Consider the following 18,394-nt stretch of genomic DNA (forward strand, 5'->3'; position numbering starts at 1 on the left):
CCCTACAACCTCGGATCCATCGGTTCTGACTCCAGCGCCAACACGCCGAAGACAGGAACATGGATCCGATGCAGAGGCTCGCCCGCCGCTAGTCGCTCCAGCGACTCGATGCCGAGGGCATATTCGCGTAGCGCCGATGACTGCTTGTGCTGCAGATTTCGCCGCTTCAACCGCTCTTGACGCTGCGGGTGCAGGTAGTCATGCCCATAAATCATGCGCAGATACTTCCGTCCCCGCACCTTCATGCCGGGCTGTACCTGCCGGTCCACTGCGGCGTTTTCCATCGGCTTGACGACGGCCCCTTCCCCGCCCGACTCTGTCAGCTGCAACCACCACTGCGATGCGGCCTCCACCTGTTCCGGGTCACTGGGGTCAAGGACGAAGCAGCGCGTCAGCCGGTAGATCTCACTGTCAGCTGCTACTAGCTGGTTCGCGATATCCAAGTGCCATGAGTGGGGCTTGTGGTGCCAGGTGGCATCCTCACTTGCCAGCACTTGGAAAGGTGCGAACTGAATCTTCTTGTCACTGTCGACATACCGGTTGTAGGCAGCACGGAACTTCTCGAGCTCGTCCAGAATCTGCTCTGGCGCAGGACCACCGACCTCTACTCCCCTGTCGGTTGCCGCCTGCAGAGCGGCCGCGAGCTGTCTGGCAGCACCGATACCAGCGGCAGCGGTGGGTGCATAGATGTCGTCGATAAGCCCTTGGGCCTTAAGATTCCAGGGCAGCATTTCGCCGTCGAGCAGGACCCAGTCGCCGAATTGGTCGAAAAGCCCGGCGCGCTCTGCGGCCTTGGTCATGGCATCAAGTGCCGGGGACGCGTCATCGAAGAAGGCACGCCCCGTCCGGGTGTAGGCGTACGAGTTAGCACCGAAACGAGTCTTCGCCCCTGGCTGGATCAGGCACAGCACAGCTCGGGAACCCATGTGCTTTTCCTGGCACATGACCTGGTCAGTGTGCGCTGCGTAGTAGCGGAATGCCTCCTCCGGGTGTTCCAGGAATCCCTCTCGCTGCGAGGTCGGCGCCGGTGACATGGTCGGTGGCAGGTACGGAATTTTCTCCGGTGCGAGCGTGAAACGGCTGATAGTTTCCAGCGCTGCAGCTGCGCGGTCACTATCAATGCGAATGCGGCCATGCCGACCAGTCTGGATACCATCGACATCTAGCACGTCAGTGATGCGCAGCTCGGACTCCGGGCGGTTGGTGGTCTTGCGCGATGGAGCCTCCCACCAGGTCTGCTTTGCATCGACCTGCACGGTCTCTAGTTCGGGATAGCGCAGCGCAGAGAGCTTGCCGCCGAAGACACAACCGGTGTCGATGCACATGGTGTTATTGACCCAGCGCAGCCAGTCTGCTTCCATGTGGCCATAGACGACACGAGCGGAACCGCGGTAGTCCGCTGCCCAATCCAGTCGTTCTGGCAGGCCATTTTCGTCGATCTTGCCAGTAGTGGCACCGTAGAGCGCGAACTCACGGACCTTTCCGGAGGCCCTGCCATGGAGGTGCTCAGGCAGTCCCGCGTGGGCTACAACCAGGGCGCCGTCGTCAAGCACAAAGTGCACCGGCAGGTGGTCGATGAAGTCGCGGACGTCTTTCCGGAACTCCTCGCTTTCATCGGCGAGCTGAGTGAGCGTCTCGGCCAGCCCGTGACCAGTGGTGACGTTGTGGCCGTCGAGGGCGCGCACCAACTTAGAGTCGTGGTTTCCGGGCACGCAGAGAGCGTTGCCGGCCACGACCATCCCCATGACCAACTTCAAGACAGCTGGACTGTTGGGACCGCGGTCAACAAGGTCACCAACGAAAATGGCCGTACGGCCATCTGGGTGATGAGCATTGCCGCCATCTGCCGACAGCTGATAGCCGAGCTTTGCCAGCAGTGCGGTCAACTCGTCGTAGCAGCCGTGAACATCGCCGATGATGTCGAACGGACCGTGGAGATCGCTGCGGTCGACCTTCAGCGGCACACGTTCAATGGTGACGTTGTCGATTTCCGCCGCGGAATTCAAGATGAAAACATTGTGAATCTTCTCGCGCTTGAGGTGTTTGAGCCCTCGGCGCAGATCGCGGTGCTGGCGCTCCAACACCTCGACTCCGAAGTTGCGGTCAGCGCGCTGGCTGTGCCGCTCCTTCAGCTCCGCTAACGGAAGGTTCAAAACGATGGCAGCACTCAGAGCATGGTGGCTGCGCGCCAGCTTCACCAACCGGGCACGGTCCTGCGGTTTCACATTCGTCGCATCAACAACAGTAAGCAATCCGGCTTCCAGGCGCGTGCCGACGATTGTCTCCAGCAGTTCAAAAGCAGGCGCCGTCGCCGCCTGGTTATTCGGATCGTTGGAAACAATGCCGCGACAGGTATCCGAGGATACGACTTCAAATGGGCCGAAGTGTCGTGCCGCAAAAGTCGACTTTCCGGCGCCAGAGACACCGACCAGCATGACCAAGCTGAGGTTAGGAAGCGAGATGGTACTCATAATTAGCTCTCCTCTGCTGCGGTGAAGTCGAAGGAAAAGACCGCCATTTGGGTCGGTTGGCCGTAAGTTTCGTGCACGTCCCCAATACCGTCAAAGTCCACCAGATAACCGAACTTCTCGGCCACGCCCTTCGCCCACTGGCGAAATTCCACGCGGCTGAACTCGAAGCGGTGATCAAGGTGTCGGAACTGTCCGGGCGCTAGGTTTGGATAGCACGCGTTGTAGTCACTGTTCGGCGTCGTGACGATGACATACTGCGGCCTGGCAAGCCCGAAAACGTTGTTCTCCAGCGCGGGCAGCCGATCGGCATCAACATGCTCAATGACCTCCATCAGGATTGCCACGTCCATGTTCGCAATGCGCTCGTCGGCATAGGTGACCGAGGATTGGAAAAGCTCTACCCGCGCAGCTTGGCGCTCCGGCATGCGATCTAGGTTCAGCGCCTTGTGCGCCTTACGAAGCTCCCCTACAGAGACATCAGTGCCAACGATCTGCGCGATTCGCGGATTCTCCAGCAACGGCCCGAGCAACACGCCGGAACCACAGCCGATGTCCACCACGCTGCGCGGGCGCAGTCTAAATACCTCACGCAGGACTCGGTCTTGACGCTGTCGATTGAGCGGCTTGGCTGTCTGGTCACCGCTGGCCAGTTCGATTGCACCAGCTTCCCCGGCAAGCTTCACGACGGCTTCGTTGACCAGGCCTTTTTGATCGGCAAGGTAGCGCTTTAGGATTTTCTCCCGCTGCGGGTGCTCCGGCAGCCAGTCCTGGGCGCGCGCGGCCAGCTTGTCGATTTCCCGGTCATCAACCCAATAGTGTTTCCCACCGTCGAGGACGGGAAGCAGAATATACAGGTGATTGAGCAAATCACGAACGGTTGCTCGACCTGTGAGGGTCACCGTCGGTGAGAACTTCTGCCCGGCAATGTTGTTGAAGAAATCGCAGGTGACCTTCCACCCCAATGGCTCAAACAAAGCACGGATTTCTTCCTCGGTGCCGGGTACCGCCGCGACTGTCGCGGTGAGATCGCTTGGGGTTTCGTCGTAAGGCGAAGTCTTTTCCATGACCATCGCCGTGGAGAAGACCGACTTCAACGCCACAGTCAAAAGCGATGACGCAGCCCACTGCCGATCATTAATGTAGCCGGTCAGATTGAACGTATCGGCACGGTACTGCTTGAGTTTCAGCAACTCATCGCGGTCAATATCAACCCAGAGGGCTGCCGTGCATTCGGCATCGGTTGCAGTGGGGAAAAAGACGCGGGCAACACCGAACTTTAACTCGGCCTCATGCACGCGATCGGGATGCTTTCGCAAAATAAATCCCAAATCGCGTGCCGATTCACCAGGCGAAGATTCACCTAGCCGAGAGTGTTTAGTGATTGCCAGATACATACGGCAAGTTTAACGCCTACCGCGGATTGGACTAGAGCATTTTTGACCTACATCGTCTTCGGCTTGTGGGCCGGACGACTCTTCTCGTAGGCCACAATGTCCGCTTCGTTGCGCAGGGTCAGGGAGACGTCGTCAAGCCCTTCCATCAGACGCCAGCGAGTGTAGTCATCGACCTCGAATGGGAAGACCTGCTCGCCGGCCTCGACGGTGCGGGTCTCCAGGTTGACGGTGAGCTCCATGCCCGGGTTGGCCTCGAGCAACTTCCACAGCAGCTCGACATCAGACTGCTGCATCTGTGCGGCGAGCAGGCCCGCCTTGCCGGCATTACCGCGGAAGATATCGGCGAAGCGGGATGAGATGACGACGCGGAAGCCGTAGTCCATCAGCGCCCACACGGCGTGCTCACGGGAGGAACCGGTACCGAAGTCCGGCCCTGCTACGAGGATGGAGCCCTTGGCATATTCCGGGCGGTTGAGCACGAAGTCGGATTCGTTGTTGCGCCAGTTGCTGAACAAGCCATCCTCAAATCCGGTGCGGGTGACGCGCTTTAGGTAGACGGCCGGGATGATCTGGTCGGTGTCGACGTTGGATCGCTGCAGGGGAACGCCGACGCCGGTGTGAGTATCAAACTTTTCCATGGTGAAAGGTCCTTAGAAGTTCTGCTTGGGGCTGTTGTACAAAGATCGGCGGTTAGAGATCAGCCGGCGCTGCGAAGTGACCGGCGACGGCGGTAGCTGCGGCGACAGCCGGGCTGACCAGGTGGGTACGACCACCCTTACCTTGGCGACCTTCGAAGTTGCGGTTGGAGGTCGAAGCGCAACGCTGGCCCGGGGTCAGCTGGTCCGGGTTCATGCCAAGGCACATGGAACAGCCTGGCATACGCCATTCAGCGCCTGCCTCTTCGAAGATCTTGCCCAGTCCCTCTTCCTCAGCCTGCGCGCGGACCTTTGCGGAGCCCGGCACGATGAGCATCTGGACGCCGTCGGCAACCTTGCGGTCCTTCAGCACGTCGGCGACGGCGCGCATGTCCTCGATGCGGCCGTTGGTGCAGGAACCTACGAAGACCACGTTGACCTTGACATCGCGCATCGGGGTGCCCGGCTTCAGATCCATGTACTCTAGTGCGCGCTCGGCGGCGATGCGGTCGGAGTCCTCGGCGATGAACTCCGGATCCGGCACGGTCTCCCCCAGCGGCACGCCCTGGCCCGGGTTGGTACCCCAGGTAACGAATGGAGTCAGCGCGGAACCGTCGATTTCGACGACCTTGTCGAACTCTGCATCCTCGTCGGTAACCAGGGACTTCCAGTACTCGACCGCCTCGTCCCACTGCTCGCCCTGCGGCGCGTGCGGGCGGCCCTTCAGGTACTCGAAGGTGGTTTCGTCTGGAGCGATCATGCCGGCGCGGGCACCGGCCTCGATGGACATGTTGCAGATGGTCATGCGGGCTTCCATCGACAGCTTCTCGATGGCCTCGCCACGGTACTCGATAACATGGCCCTGGCCACCACCGGTACCAATCTTGGCGATAATCGCCAGAATCAGGTCCTTGGCGGTAACACCATCCTGCAGCTCGCCGGTGACATTGACCGCCATGGTCTTAAAAGGCTTCAGTGGCAGGGTCTGGGTAGCCAGAACGTGCTCAACTTCGGAAGTACCGATACCAAAGGCCATCGCGCCGAAAGCACCGTGCGTTGCAGTGTGGGAGTCACCACAGACAACGGTGGTGCCCGGTTGAGTCAGGCCCAGCTGCGGACCGACAACGTGCACGATGCCCTGTTCACGGTCGCCCATCGGATGCAGGCGGATTCCGAACTCTTCGGCATTCTTGCGCAATGTGGCAATCTGGGTGCGAGAGGTCGGTTCCTCAATTAAATCAATCTGGCCACCGGCTACAGTCGTCGGAACGTTGTGGTCCTCGGTTGCGATGGTCAGATCCGGGCGGCGCACCTTGCGCCCTGCCAGACGGAGGCCATCAAAAGCCTGCGGCGAGGTAACCTCGTGGACGAGGTGCAGATCGATATAAATCAGATCTGGTTCGCCGTTTTCGCCTTGCTTGACAACGTGGTCACGCCAGACTTTCTCGGCCAGAGTCTTCGGGCTAGTGTCCGTGGTGCGCATAGTGGGTGAGCCGCCTTCCGGATATATCGCTTTTATCTCAAAGTATGAGATGTTAATATCATGGCATGGGACAGATTAGCACATCCGAGACGCCAGCTCTAAGTGGCATTAAAGTTCTCGATCGTTCGGTACTCATTCTCAAGTCCGTTGCAGAAACTCCTCGCACCCTCGCCGAGCTCTGCGAGGACACCGGGCTGCCCCGCGCAACCGCCCATCGGCTGGCCACGGCGTTGGAAGTGCACCGCCTTGTCACCCGCACGCCGGACGGCCGCTGGACGACGGGCCCCGGGCTCACCGAGATCACGCCTGTCACCACTGACCTGCTTGCCGACGCCGCAGCGCACATCCTGCCGAAGCTGGTAGAGGTCACCGGCGAGTCAGTGCAGCTCTACCGGCTCACCGGCGACACCCGCACCTGTATTGCCTCCATGGAGCCCGCCACCGGGCTGCGTAACACCGTGCCAGTTGGCTCTCGCATGCCGCTAACCGCCGGCTCCGCCGCACGTGTTCTCCTGGCCTTTGGCCCGGCCAACCTCGCTGAGAGAATGCTTCCCGACGCCGACTTCAACCAACAGGACCTCGACGACTGCCGACGTCTCGGCTGGTCCGAGTCCATGGGTGAGCGCGACCCCGCACTTGCCTCCGTCTCCGCCCCGGTTTTCGACAGCAACCAGCGCATGATTGCAGTCCTATCCGTCTCCGGCCCCGTGGAGCGCATGACTCCGTCGCCCTACGAATGCTGGGGCGCAAAGGTTCTCGGCGCCGCTGAAGAGATGAGCTCCCGACTGTAATGCCCGCTTACCGTCACCTTGTCCTTCTTCTGTCCATGTTCGCGGCGGTCGGTTCGTCCGTCGTTCACATGGGTGTGCCTTTTCTCATCCCATCCCTACAGGAAAACGGCTTAAGCCTCTCCGCCGCCGGCCTCGTCGCAGCAATGCCGGCGGCCGGTATTGTCTTCACGCTCATCGCCTGGGGCTGGTTTGTCGACCGCTATGGCGAACGCGCAGCTCTGTTCGCCGGCCTGACCTCTACTGCCTTAACGACGGGGCTTGCGGCGCTAGCTTCGTCGTCAAGCCCGGCCCTGCTCGGGGCCACACTCTTCCTCGCCGGATGTGCGGCGGCGAGCGTGAACTCAGCATCCGGCCGCGTGGTGTCGGGCTGGTACCCACCGCATCAGCGCGGCACTGCGATGGGCATTCGCCAAATGGCTCAGCCCCTCGGAGCGGCGTTGTCCGCAGTCACCCTGCACCCGCTCGCACAGAATTACAGCATCGGAGTCGCACTCGCGATGCCCGCAATCCTGTGCACCGTGCTGGCGTTGCTTGTACTGATAGGCGTGAAGAATCCCCCACGCCCTGATGCCTCGAACCCCACCGTCACGGCCAGCCCCTACCGGGACGGCAAGTACCTCGTGCGCATCCACATCGCCTCGGCACTGCTGTCCTGGCCGCAGTCGATGATGGGCGCCTACATTCTCGTGTGGCTGTTGTCCGTGGGTTATGCCGATGGCACGGCGGGCACAATTGTGATGGTCTCGCAGCTGCTCGGTGCCGGATCGCGAGCATTGATGGGTGTGGTCTCCGACCGAGTGCGATCCCGCATCCGCCCCTACCGCTGGGTCTCGGGTGCGACCTTTGTTTTGGCTGTCGCAATGATGATTACCAGCTGGGCTGATTGGCGCACGCTTGGAACTTTGCTGGTCTGCGCACTGGCCGTTGCTGTGGTCAGCCCGAATGGTCTTGCTTTCACCGCAGTTGCTGAATACGCAGGTCCCTTCTGGTCCGGACGCGCTATGGGTACGCAGAACACGTTCCAGAACATTATCTACGCTGCAACGCCTCCGGTTTCGGGTGCGATTGTGGCCGCTGCGGGCTTCCCCGCGCTGTTTGCCGTCACGGCCCTGTTCCCCGCCGCCGCGCTGGGTATTGCGCCACGAGAAGACCAGAACCGCAACGGGCGGGTAGAGCTGGGCTAATTAGTCTGTCGCTTGCCGACGAATCGGTCGGTAGCAATGGTTGCGGCAACACCGAGGCTGGCTAGTCCAATCATCGGCCCCCACGCTAGCCACGGCGCCCGCTCGAGATATTGTGTGGATTCGTTGAGGATTACGCCCCAATCTGGACTGCCTACACCTGCGCCTACGCCGAGGAAGCCGAGTGCTGCAAGGGCTATAGCATTATGGGCAATCCTGGTCACGGCATGGCGAACTACTGCTGGAATGGTCGTGGGAAGAACATGCAGCTTCAAAAGGTGCCAACGGCTGGCTCCCATGGTTTGCGCAAATCGGTAGTGCCCGGATGCAGCGGCTTCGTTAGCAACTTCGACGCAATGTACAGCAAGTGGAATCCACCCGACCAAGAACACCGCTATCGCAGCTGTCAGCATCGAGCGGCCCAACACACCAGCCAGAATAAGGCCCAGCAATATTGCGGGTACCGCATTCATGGCGTCTCCGAAGAACTGCACTGGCGCCCCTAGATGCCCAATCACAAGGGCGATGAGTGCGCACACTACGGTCACCAGGATTGCAGTTCCGATAGTGGCGCCGATGCCGTCGGCAAGCCGCGCCCAAATGTCACGACCAAGTTGATCGGTCCCCAGTGGGTGTTGCCAGGACGGTGAAAAGAAGCGTTGCGCAGAGTCGATATCCGCGCTGCGGGGGACTCCCAGCGCAATTAGCACGATAGGAATAATCGACAGGATGAGACTCCAGAAACGTCGACCTCCTGTAGGCCGGCCAACAGTGGCGATGCTTCCTCGCAGCTTCCGCGCATACTGTCCCCGTATTGCCTGAGCCACGAATCCACAGATTATGCCGATTCCCAACACCACAGTCACCGCAGCTTGCAGAACAGGAATATCGCCCGCAGTAGCAGCCGCAACTACGTTGCGCCCAAAGCCCGGCAAATGAAAGGTGACCTCAATTGCTGCGGTGGCTGATAACGTGCCCGCAAAGAACAGCGTCAACTGTGACAGTGTCGGCAGCAGGCTACGCCAAGTGACAAATCGAATAATTGTTGATTTTGGAACGCCATTGGTGCGCCAAGATTCTACCCAGGGCTCTGCCAACGCAGTATCAGCTGAAATCAGCAGCACGCGCCCATAGAGTCCCGCGGCGGGCAGGCCAATTGCCAGCACTGGCAGCACCATATGCGCAGGTGATGCCCAACCGCTTACCGGAAACATCCGCAGTTCAACAGCCAACCACCACAACAGCAAGACCGCCACCACAAAGCTTGGCAGTGCGGCGAGAACCGCTAGCACGCTAGGTGTCCATTTCCCGGCTCGCATCCCCGCAATCCGCGGAAGTACGAGCGCCAGCGCAACGAAGACGCACAACGCCATGGAAGTCGCAGTCAATGCGAACGTAATACCGAAGCCGTTCACGGCCTGAGCGAAAGCATCTTGTCCGGTTACCCACGAGGTGCCAAAATCACCGTGAAGAATATTTGTCGTCCACTGCTGGAGTGACTCCCAAGGCGTTGTCGGCAGGCCATATTCTCTGCGAACAGCCTCAATAAGCTCCGGTGTTATCTCCCGTTCCCGCTCACGGGCACGCAGAACGGCGTATGCGGGTTCCCGTCCTGTCAACCACGGCAACAGGGCCGTGAGGACGAGAAGTCCCACAACTGAGGCAACTACCGCGAAAGCTTTCCGAATCACTTAGCCGTCTTCTCTGTGATCAGGTGGCGCTCCATCGGATCGAGTGCGATACCACGAACATTCTTCGCACCGATTAGTGATTTTTCATGAGACAGCGGAACTACTGCACCATCAGCAACAATTTCCGCGCCGATTCGAGCTGCTGCCGACAGGCGCTCCTCATCGTTGCCAAGCTCAGCGGCCTTCTCAATATCGGCATCTATGGTCTGGTTACACAGCTGCGAGAGGTTATAAGAGCTCTCACAGGTGAAGTCGGATTGTAGGAAGCTGATTGGATCAGCCGCACCGAGCATGTAATTACGGGAGCCGATGATGACATCAAAGTTCCCCTCGAGCATGTCGGCTTCCAAAGAGTTGTAGTCGGCTACCGTGATGTCGACTGTGAATCCCATCTTGCGCAGCTGATCTGCGACGAGATTGGCAACCTCGGGCAGCTCCGCGCGGGAATCCCACGTAGCCAAGCGGATTTCCTTCCCCTTGCCATCCGGCCCCGGCTTGACAGTGGTCTCAGGAGTTGTTGCCGCCCACGGGGCTGAACGATTGAAAATCGCCCCCTTCGGATTCACCGCTTGAGCTTCAAAAATGTCCCTAACCACCGGTTCGGGATCGATTGCAGCGGCTACTTCCTTACGCAGTGCGGCGTCGGCAAACACGCCTTTTTCGGTATTAAAATGCAGGAGATTGACACGAGGTAAATCCACCTTGGACACGTCGACGTCATCGAGGCCGCCAAGCGATGAGATTGGCAACCCCTTCACCAGGTCTTGTTCATCTGCGCGCAGTGCATTCGTACGAGCTGTGGAATCCCCAATGAAAGACAATGTCAGAGTCTCAGTTTCCGGCTTACCATTCCGGTAGTCGGCGAATGCACGTGCGGATACGGTACCGTCTGGATTCTTCGTCTCGAGCTCAAACGGACCTGTACCATGCCCAAAGGGATCAGGCGCGTCCCCTTCAAATGCTGCGGGTGAGAGAACCATAGTTCCCGGGTCGGCAAAGCGCTTCACCAGAATTGGATCATCTTTATCCGAAGTGACGGTAACCTCTCGGTCTCCCGTCGCGGTAGCCTGAAGTCGGTCCTTGCCGAGTCCCTTTGGCCTCGTCGGCGCATCAATGGCATGTGTAAGCGAATTAGCTACGGCCTGTGCATCGACTGGCGCTCCATCGTGAAAAGTCAATCCATCCGGCAGAGTGAATACAACGGTGCGAGCATCTTTCACTTCCCACTTCTCTGCCAGTTCGGGCTTAACGGTGCCCTCGTCATCAATCGCCACAAGCATTTCCGTGGCACCTGCGCGGGTCGACAGGACTGCGTCATCGGAGTATGGCGAGAACTCTGCAACCGGTTCGAATTGCAGGGCTACGCGCAGCGCATCCGCATCACCGCTGCCCTGCGCAAAGCAGGAGGTCAACGCGAACGGCAAAGCCGCAGTGGCCAGAATTAGGCCAATTTTTCGATTCATAAGGCTACTTCTCTTTCGCAAGTGTCTAGGTGGATTTTGAATAGTTGTTTGATGTTGTCTAGTGCTGCTGTCTAGTGCTGCTGTCTCAGCTTGATTAACCCCACGGCTGATATCAGCAATAAAACGGTCATGATTGCCCACGGCGCTGCTGCCAACAACTGTGGGGTCTCGGCCCAATCCAGGGTGGCGCCAACCACAATCGACCCCATTAAAACGGCGAGTCCACCGAAGCTGTTGAGAAAACCGTATGCAGAACCGAGGTCCCTATTCCCGGTTAGTTTTCCGACGAGGTCTTTGGCTATCGGAACTGCAATCATCATTCCGAGATGCATCACTAGCAGCATTGTCACTGCCGGCGCGAAGGCCCACCATCCCTCCATGCGGATAGGTGCGCAGACCGCAATGATGGCGAAGGCAAACGCCATCAGGCCAAAACCGCCACCGATAGCAACCCCTAATGGCAATTTCTCGGCCCACTTAGTCACGGTGGTTTGCAGCCCGATAACAAATACCGCTGAGATGACAAAGAACCAGCTCAGGTATTCATCGCTGCCTGTGGCGCGACGCAGTTCTACCGGAAGAGCCAAATACTGCTGGTTATAGGCGAGCAAATAAGTCGAGTAGAACACCGCAAACACAATGAACGCTCGATTGCGAAGGATTCGCCCCCACGCAGCGGTCATACTGCCACCAGCTGAATGTACACCTTCCCATCTCCGTGCTAACAGCAGATGCATGACAAAGATGCCGGCAAAGATGGCTGCGCCGGCAAAGGAGACAGCTGAAAAACCGATCGGGATCAGCAGCGCACCAATCACGGGGCCGGTGAGTGAGCCCAAACGGGAATAGCTTTCGTCAAGCGCAAAGAGTTGTGCCCGTGTACACACTCCTTGTTTCTCGAGTTCGGCACCCCCACCGGCCAGCAAGGACTCAACTGCAGGCGAGAACAGTGCTGCCGCAAAGCCAATGAGGACAACGCCAAGAAACACCATTGGCACAGAGGTTGCCAGTCCAGTTACCAGGAAACCTACAACGCGAAGCGCAACTCCAACGAGCAACACCTTGATTGCCCCGAAACGATCGGCAAGACCGCCGCCGAGGAAGAACATTCCCTGTTGGCTAAAGGTTCGTACACCGAGCACCAGACCAACCACGACACCGCTGGCACCCAAATTATTCGAGAGCTCGACGGCAATGAACGGGACAACGAGGTAAAAACCGATGTTGAAAAGCAGCTGCGTAATCAACAGTGCTTGAATCTTTTTGGGCAACTGCTTCACGACGCTAGCTCCTCTGCAGCCGACAGAAGCTCAACAACTTCAGGAATATCGGTCTTATGGAGCTCTCCAACCGGGCCGCTAAAGACCGCTTCTCCTGCTGACATGACAATTATGTGATTACACAATCGCAACAAGCTGCTTATGTCATGAGATACCAGCAGTACCGTCGCCTCAGTGCTGAGGAGCACCTCTTCCAACATGGCAGCGGTATCCCTGTCCAGAGCAGAAAAAGCCTCATCGGCAATGATAAGTTCAGGTTTACCAATGAGCGCACGCGCAATTGCCATTCGCTGTCGCTGACCACCAGAGAGCTCATGGGGTCGTCGATACGCAAATTCCGGATTGAGTCCCAGAGATTCCAACATCGCTCGAACATCTCCAGTTGCAAACTCACAAATGCTGTCGATTACCGGTCGATGTGGCAATAACGTGGTATCTGGATTCTGCGGAATATAGCCAATTGGCCCCTGTGCCATAGTGACCGTGCCACTGTCAGGACACAACTGACCTGTCAAGAGACTGATTAGGCTACTCTTGCCCGCCCCTGATCGCCCCATGATGCCAACCACACTTCCCTGCGGAATCGTGAGAGTGACATCGAGGAGCCTACCTTTGCAAGTAACTCCATCGATACTGATCATGCGCAGACTCGCTCTTGCACAGTGCCACTCTCCAAATAGAGGATTCGTGTAGCGATCTTTCGCGCTACTCGCTCGTCGTGGGTGGCAATAACAATGGCTGTTTGCGTGCGCTCATGCAGCTTCCGCAACGCGCCTACTACCTCTAGAGTCGCAATCGGATCCAGCGAGGAGGTAGGTTCGTCGGCAAGCAGCAGCGAAGGAGACGGTTTCATTGCCAGCGCCGCCGCAATTGCGACACGCTGACGCTGACCTCCGGACAACTCCATGGGATAGCGATGAGCCTGTTCTCGGGAAATACCACAAGCTTCGAGCGCATCGAAACCACTATTACGCGCAAGAATTCGTACTTGCCTATCGCAGCGCACAAGAGGATTAAGGCACGCCAAGGTGTCTTGCATAATAAAGCTGGTACGCAGACCTTGTTGGCTTAATGTGCGAAGTAGCGACGTCTTTCCGGATCCGGACTGTCCCATCACCGCGATAATGTCCTTTGGAAAAACATCAAGTTTGTCGATGTGGAGTACATTCAAATCGCCAGCTGATACATCGACATCATGCAAGCGCACTATCGCGGAATCGCCCATTCTCCCCTTCTTGCCAATCAGTTTCATTAAGAGGAGTTTAACACGTTGAACTCTAAATCCGTACTGCCTGCTCCCGCGCCCACCAAACAAATCGAGCCACGCACGCGCTCCAGTGCACAGCCAGTAAACACAACAGCACACCACTGACGGTGTACAGCCACTGCGCTCCAACGGTGTCGCCCAGCATGTGCGTACCAAGGCTCAGCGTGCCCACGGGGAAGGTTGCACCCCACCAACCAGGGCTATAGCCAGCCCAACGGATTACGGCGCGAGTGAATCGTCGTAAAGCAATGGCAGCGAGGAAGATGCCGACAATGAGCACCACAGCGCCGTAAGCGACAGCGAAGGTCCGATCGAAAAGCAGCTGCGCGGCAGCCGTCGACTGACCGACCAGCCCGAGCGGGATCCATGCAGTACCGGCGATGGAATCGGGGATGCGCATGGTGCCAGAGAGCAGCGCGACGTAGCAGCGTACGAAAATTGGTAGGACGGTGATTAGCGCCATCCAGAAGAATATTTGCCCGCAGACGTGATAAAAGGTGCCGTAGTCGATACTCAACTGTGCACCGCTTGTCGCCGCCACCATCGGGGCAACCAGCGCGAGGCCCCACTGAAAAGTTGGTTCGCCTTCGAATCCTCGCAGTTGGCGAAGGCTGACGTAGATTGCCAACGGCGCACCGATCCACCAGGACACCAGCTGCCACGATGAGTTACTAGCTAGCGCAGTCGCAGCACTACCGAGAGCCATGATGCCCATCGAGAGCATGCCCCACGGCGCCATCAGCTTCGAGCGGAAAGGCGGGTTTCGAAGACGCAACCAGCCGACCACGATAAAACCGAGAATACCCACCGCCATGACGAGAAGAAGCTCCGGAATCACCGGCACGTCATGGATGTGCGCAAGCGTGGCGAAGATGGACGTACCCATCAGAGATCCTGCCCACGCGGGCCCGGCGGGTGCCAGCACATCACGGCGAGAAGAGTTGGTCATGCTCATACCGTATTTGTTCTTGCCACAGCTACAGCTATCACCAGACTCTGTGAGGGGTACCATAAATGCATGTACCCCTCCGCTGTGGCCGAACTCGAAGCACTTCTCACCGCCGCCCGTGCAGGCTCGATCTCCAAGGCCGCGCGTGAGCTAGGCATCAATCAGCAGACCATGTCCGCACGCATCGCGCGGGCGGAAAAAGCGCTGGGAATCACCGTCTTCGAACGCTCCCCCTACGGCGTATCTCCCACGGAAAACGGGCAAGTGCTTATCGACGCCCTCCCAGACCTCCTCGCCGCCTGCCACAGGTTTTCGGGCATTGCCGCCAGCTTGCGTTCCGACGATGTTCCCCGCCACCTCACCCTTGCGGTGTCCAACACTGTCGCTGAGCTCTACTACCCCGGCTGGGCCGCCGAGTTCCACCGGCAACATCCCGCAGTCAAACTGTCGATGGTGCAGGCAAACTCCCGTGAGGTGCGACAACTAGTGGCCAACAGTGCGGTGGACTTCGGCCTGGTAGAGGGCGAGGCTGGTCGACACGACCTCGAAGAACGGATCATCGGCACCGACGAACTGGTCCTCGCCGTGCCGACGGGGCATCCGTGGACTGAGCGGGCTGCGGTGCATAATGCAATATCCACCGAGGAACTGCGCACTACCCCGCTTGTTATTCGCGAACCCGGTTCCGGCAGCCGGCAGGTGGTGGAAGATACGCTCGGCACTCTCACCGAGCCCGCCGGCGAATTCGGTTCCCTTTCAGCACAGCGCGCCGGCATGATTGCGCTGGCAGCGCCAACAATCATCGCCCGTGGCGCAATCCGCGATCAGGTAACACTTGGGCGCATCGTCATTGTCCCCACTGACACCCGCTTCACCCGCAACCTCAGCGCCGTCATGCGTCGCGGCAGCGAAACTAGCGGGGACATTTCGGAATTTATCCGCATTGCAAGTCCTATACTTAGCAAGCATGAGCAATCCCAATGATGAACTCTTTTCCTCCGACCGCTATGATGCCGGCATCCAAATTCGCCGCGAGGTAATGGGCGACGAATTCGTCGATGCCGCCCTCGCCCGCAACGCTGGTTCCGACGGAGAGACCCTGCAGAAGCACATCACGGCCACCGTCTGGGGCTCCGTCTGGAGCCGTGAAGGCCTGGCCAAGCGTGATCGCTCCCTGCTCAACATTGGAATGCTCGTCGCTCTGCGCGCCACCGAAGAGCTGCGCGGCCACATCAAGGGTGCCCTCGCCAACGGCCTGACCCGCACCGAGATCACCGAAGCCATCGTCCACGCTTCCGGCTACTGCGGCGCACCGGCCGCTCTGTCCGCGATGAAGGTCGCGCAGGAAGTGCTCGTCGCTGAGCTCGGACCGCTTGACGACGACGATCGGTAGGTAGCCCACGGGCTCGCAGGCCCTGGCCTCCGCGTAAGCACATCAGTGATGCGGCGCAGCAGCCACGACAGTGGCAGGGCAAAGGCAGCGGTGACGATTGCCACTGCCAACATCGAGCCTTGGAAGGTCTGATAGCCCATCAACGTCATCACCCAGTCCATGACCAGCACGTGGACGAGGAAGAACTCGTATGAGACCTCTCCCAACCACATCAAGGCTGGATGACGAAGCCACCTTACCTCCGTACCCAGTGCAATCGGGGCCACGAATGCACCAGCGGATAGGCCGTACAATGTGGTCTTCCACAACGCCTGATCGACATCATCCGGCACCAAGGTTGCTGGCCCCACATGCGTGGTCGTGGATAGGAAAAACAGCGCTAGCGCTATCAGCCAACTTGCAGCCAAATTAACGCGCCAGCCAACCTTTCGCCCATAGGCCAGCAGCATACCGATAGCGAACCAGTCAAAATACGCCATCGGCCACAGCCGTGCCACCACCGGCAGCAGGTTTTCCTGGTGCGACAGCACAGTCCAGACCGGGCCAATGAGGCCAAAACCAATAATGATGGCCAGCGTCGGACCGGGGCGCAGCCGCCCCTTTGTAACCGTCCAGATGGCAAGCCCCACCAGCGGCAATACCAAGTAGAAGCCGACTTCCACCACCATCGACCACATCTGCGGCAAGCCCGGGTGAATCCAGCCGAATTGGAGAGTCTGAGTAAAAGACATCGACCGCAGCCAGCCTTGCAGACCGCCACCGGCCGGTGGCGGGTCGTCTGCGGCGTGGATGAGGAATACCGCAGTGACCACAATCCAATAGGCCAGCAGGACTCGCTTGGCACGACTGATGAAGTATTTCCTCAGGCTAGGCGGTTTCGCGGGGACGTCGTCAGGCCAACCGAGCCAACGTCCTGTAAGCAGAAACGCGCTGAGCACAAAGAAGATGGTGACACCAATTTCGAATCGACCGCTGAGGCGCCCCCACCAATCGTCCGTGTAATGTCCAGTCCAGAACGCGGCATGCGTGAGCAGGACGCCGAATGCGCCGATTGCACGGATACTGGTTAACTCCGGAACATAGGTGGACTTGGCCGAATTCATGCCAATATTTTAGGAGCGCAAAGTACTTCCCCGTGTTATTTCGGCAAAAGTGGAATCTACATAATTTCTTCTACATGTTCTCGACGGTGCTCAAGATGTACTGAGCAGATTCACGCAGTCGCTCCAGCTCCCAGCTGTTTAGCTGTGGCGACATACGGCGAATAATTCCACCTCGGCCAATCACTGCTGGCATCGACAGCGAGACATCCGGCAACCCGTATTCACCATCCAAGCGTGTACACACCGGGTGGACGCTGTTTTGATCCAGCATCACCGCGCGGGCAATTTCCAAAGCGGAGCGTGCAACACCGGCATTAGTCCAGCCCTTGGCATTGAGAACATCGTAAGCTGCCCCGACTACGGCATCTTGAATTTCTTGCGGTGAAGGCAGCGGCGTGCCATGCCATTTTTCCAGTTCTGTCCACCTCACACCTTGCACGTTCAGCGTGGACAGAATCGGTACGGCAGTAAGACCATGCTCACCCATCATGTAGCCAGTCACTGACTTTGGGTCAATTCCCAGCTGCTTGGCAACTACCCACCGCAGTCGGGCCGAATCTAGCATCGTGCCGGTGCCAAAGAGTTTTTCCGCGGGATAATCGAACTCGGTATGTGCCAAGTGCACCACCGCATCGAGCGGATTAGTAATAAAGAGGACAATCGCATCGAGCGTATGCTTCACGATTCCCGGCATGACATCGCGAACAACTTCCCCGCTGAGCTTGGCCAATCCAGCACGGTCCGGACGGGAATCCGGGTCGTCCGGGTCCGGGAGAATGGACGCACCAGCAGCGACGATAATCATATCCGCGTCGGCGCAATCGCTGTAGTCGCCAGCATGCACATTGACATAGTCCGTGCCGGGAACACCAGTGGACTGGGATTGGTCCAGAGCCTCGCCATGCGCGACACCTGCTGCTGTGTCAATTGTGGCAATCTCAGCGAACAGCCCGGATTCCATGGCATATGTCAGGACATACGAACCGACATGACCGAGACCAATACAAACGAGTTTTGAATGTTTCATAGGTTCGATACTAGGACTGTGGAAATCCAGTGCCGCGGTGGAGGGGTAGGCAATGTAGGGGCACAAGCACGAAAAGCAAAAAGCCTCCACCCAATCACGGGCGAAGGCTTGTGCTTTGTATATCTTTGTACCCCGTACGGGATTTGAACCCGTGTTACCGCCGTGAGAGGGCGGCGTCCTAGGCCGCTAGACGAACGGGGCTTAGAACTTTTCATCCACGCGCTGCGGACTTGTTAAACAATACACTAGACACGAATAGTAACTAC

16 protein-coding genes and 1 tRNA gene are annotated in these 18,394 nt (G+C 58.5%); 4 read left to right on the forward strand and 13 right to left on the reverse strand.

What is annotated here, in order from left to right; translation table 11 throughout:
- Positions 1 to 2: 2 nt before the first annotated feature.
- From I6J19_RS09425 to leuC, 4 genes are read right to left on the reverse strand one after another with little or no spacing between them, the layout of a single operon-like run.
- Positions 3 to 2,471, reverse strand: a complete 2,469-nt coding sequence (locus I6J19_RS09425) for a polynucleotide kinase-phosphatase (RefSeq protein ID WP_038628606.1) — start codon at positions 2,469 to 2,471, stop codon at positions 3 to 5.
- 2 nt (positions 2,472 to 2,473) lie between these two features.
- Positions 2,474 to 3,865, reverse strand: a complete 1,392-nt coding sequence (locus I6J19_RS09430) for a 3' terminal RNA ribose 2'-O-methyltransferase Hen1 (RefSeq protein ID WP_038628604.1) — start codon at positions 3,863 to 3,865, stop codon at positions 2,474 to 2,476.
- A 47-nt stretch (positions 3,866 to 3,912) separates the two neighbouring features.
- Positions 3,913 to 4,503 carry a 3-isopropylmalate dehydratase small subunit gene (gene leuD, locus I6J19_RS09435; RefSeq protein WP_038628602.1) on the reverse strand — a complete coding sequence of 197 codons (591 nt, stop codon included), beginning with the start codon at positions 4,501 to 4,503 and terminating at the stop codon, positions 3,913 to 3,915.
- Positions 4,504 to 4,555: 52 nt separating this feature from the next.
- Positions 4,556 to 5,983, reverse strand: a complete 1,428-nt coding sequence (gene leuC, locus I6J19_RS09440) for a 3-isopropylmalate dehydratase large subunit (protein WP_038628600.1) — start codon at positions 5,981 to 5,983, stop codon at positions 4,556 to 4,558.
- 65 nt (positions 5,984 to 6,048) lie between these two features.
- On the opposite strand from leuC, the gene I6J19_RS09445 reads away from it, so the two are divergent.
- Positions 6,049 to 6,774, forward strand: a complete 726-nt coding sequence (locus tag I6J19_RS09445; RefSeq protein WP_038628598.1) for an IclR family transcriptional regulator — start codon at positions 6,049 to 6,051, stop codon at positions 6,772 to 6,774.
- The gene (locus I6J19_RS09450; protein ID WP_038628596.1) at positions 6,774 to 7,958 is read left to right on the forward strand and encodes an MFS transporter; all 1,185 of its coding nucleotides are present in this window, start codon (positions 6,774 to 6,776) and stop codon (positions 7,956 to 7,958) included. The genes I6J19_RS09445 and I6J19_RS09450 overlap by 1 nt, the downstream gene beginning before the upstream one ends.
- Here the strand turns inward: I6J19_RS09450 and I6J19_RS09455 are convergent.
- The 6 genes from I6J19_RS09455 to I6J19_RS09480 form a co-directional block, all read right to left on the reverse strand.
- On the reverse strand, positions 7,955 to 9,646 hold the full coding sequence (locus I6J19_RS09455) for an ABC transporter permease subunit (RefSeq protein ID WP_187402574.1): 1,692 nt from the start codon (positions 9,644 to 9,646) through the stop codon (positions 7,955 to 7,957). The two genes, I6J19_RS09450 and I6J19_RS09455, sit on opposite strands and share 4 nt — an antisense overlap.
- A complete protein-coding gene (locus tag I6J19_RS09460) occupies positions 9,643 to 11,109 on the reverse strand; it encodes an ABC transporter substrate-binding protein (RefSeq protein WP_038628592.1) in 1,467 nt (488 codons plus the stop codon). The genes I6J19_RS09455 and I6J19_RS09460 overlap by 4 nt, the downstream gene beginning before the upstream one ends.
- A 71-nt stretch (positions 11,110 to 11,180) precedes the next feature.
- Positions 11,181 to 12,389, reverse strand: coding sequence for an MFS transporter (locus I6J19_RS09465; RefSeq protein WP_038628590.1), 1,209 nt, complete (start codon positions 12,387 to 12,389; stop codon positions 11,181 to 11,183).
- Positions 12,386 to 13,030 (reverse strand): ABC transporter ATP-binding protein, encoded by a 645-nt coding sequence (locus tag I6J19_RS09470; RefSeq protein ID WP_038628588.1) that lies wholly within the window; start codon positions 13,028 to 13,030, stop codon positions 12,386 to 12,388. The genes I6J19_RS09465 and I6J19_RS09470 overlap by 4 nt, the downstream gene beginning before the upstream one ends.
- A complete protein-coding gene (locus I6J19_RS09475; RefSeq protein ID WP_224786641.1) occupies positions 13,027 to 13,641 on the reverse strand; it encodes an ATP-binding cassette domain-containing protein in 615 nt (204 codons plus the stop codon). The genes I6J19_RS09470 and I6J19_RS09475 overlap by 4 nt, the downstream gene beginning before the upstream one ends.
- A gap of 25 nt (positions 13,642 to 13,666) precedes the next feature.
- On the reverse strand, positions 13,667 to 14,605 hold the full coding sequence (locus tag I6J19_RS09480) for a TDT family transporter (RefSeq protein WP_235191247.1): 939 nt from the start codon (positions 14,603 to 14,605) through the stop codon (positions 13,667 to 13,669).
- A gap of 69 nt (positions 14,606 to 14,674) precedes the next feature.
- On the opposite strand from I6J19_RS09480, the gene I6J19_RS09485 reads away from it, so the two are divergent.
- Both I6J19_RS09485 and I6J19_RS09490 read left to right on the forward strand, forming a co-directional pair.
- On the forward strand, positions 14,675 to 15,589 hold the full coding sequence (locus tag I6J19_RS09485) for a LysR family transcriptional regulator (protein WP_038628586.1): 915 nt from the start codon (positions 14,675 to 14,677) through the stop codon (positions 15,587 to 15,589).
- Complete coding sequence (locus tag I6J19_RS09490; protein ID WP_038628584.1) at positions 15,573 to 15,998, forward strand: carboxymuconolactone decarboxylase family protein; 426 nt, start codon at positions 15,573 to 15,575, stop codon at positions 15,996 to 15,998. Before I6J19_RS09485 ends, I6J19_RS09490 begins: the two co-directional genes overlap by 17 nt.
- Here I6J19_RS09490 and I6J19_RS09495 read toward each other — a convergent pair.
- From I6J19_RS09495 to I6J19_RS09505, 3 genes are all read right to left on the reverse strand, one after another.
- A complete protein-coding gene (locus I6J19_RS09495; protein ID WP_239122776.1) occupies positions 15,905 to 17,101 on the reverse strand; it encodes an acyltransferase family protein in 1,197 nt (398 codons plus the stop codon). The genes I6J19_RS09490 and I6J19_RS09495 overlap by 94 nt on opposite strands.
- Positions 17,102 to 17,171: 70 nt before the next feature.
- Positions 17,172 to 18,128 (reverse strand): lactate/malate family dehydrogenase, encoded by a 957-nt coding sequence (locus I6J19_RS09500; RefSeq protein WP_038628582.1) that lies wholly within the window; start codon positions 18,126 to 18,128, stop codon positions 17,172 to 17,174.
- A gap of 128 nt (positions 18,129 to 18,256) precedes the next feature.
- Positions 18,257 to 18,329 (reverse strand) — tRNA-Glu (locus I6J19_RS09505).
- Positions 18,330 to 18,394 lie beyond the last annotated feature (65 nt).

The sequence above is a fragment of the Corynebacterium amycolatum genome (genome assembly GCF_016889425.1).
Classification (GTDB): domain Bacteria; phylum Actinomycetota; class Actinomycetes; order Mycobacteriales; family Mycobacteriaceae; genus Corynebacterium; species Corynebacterium amycolatum.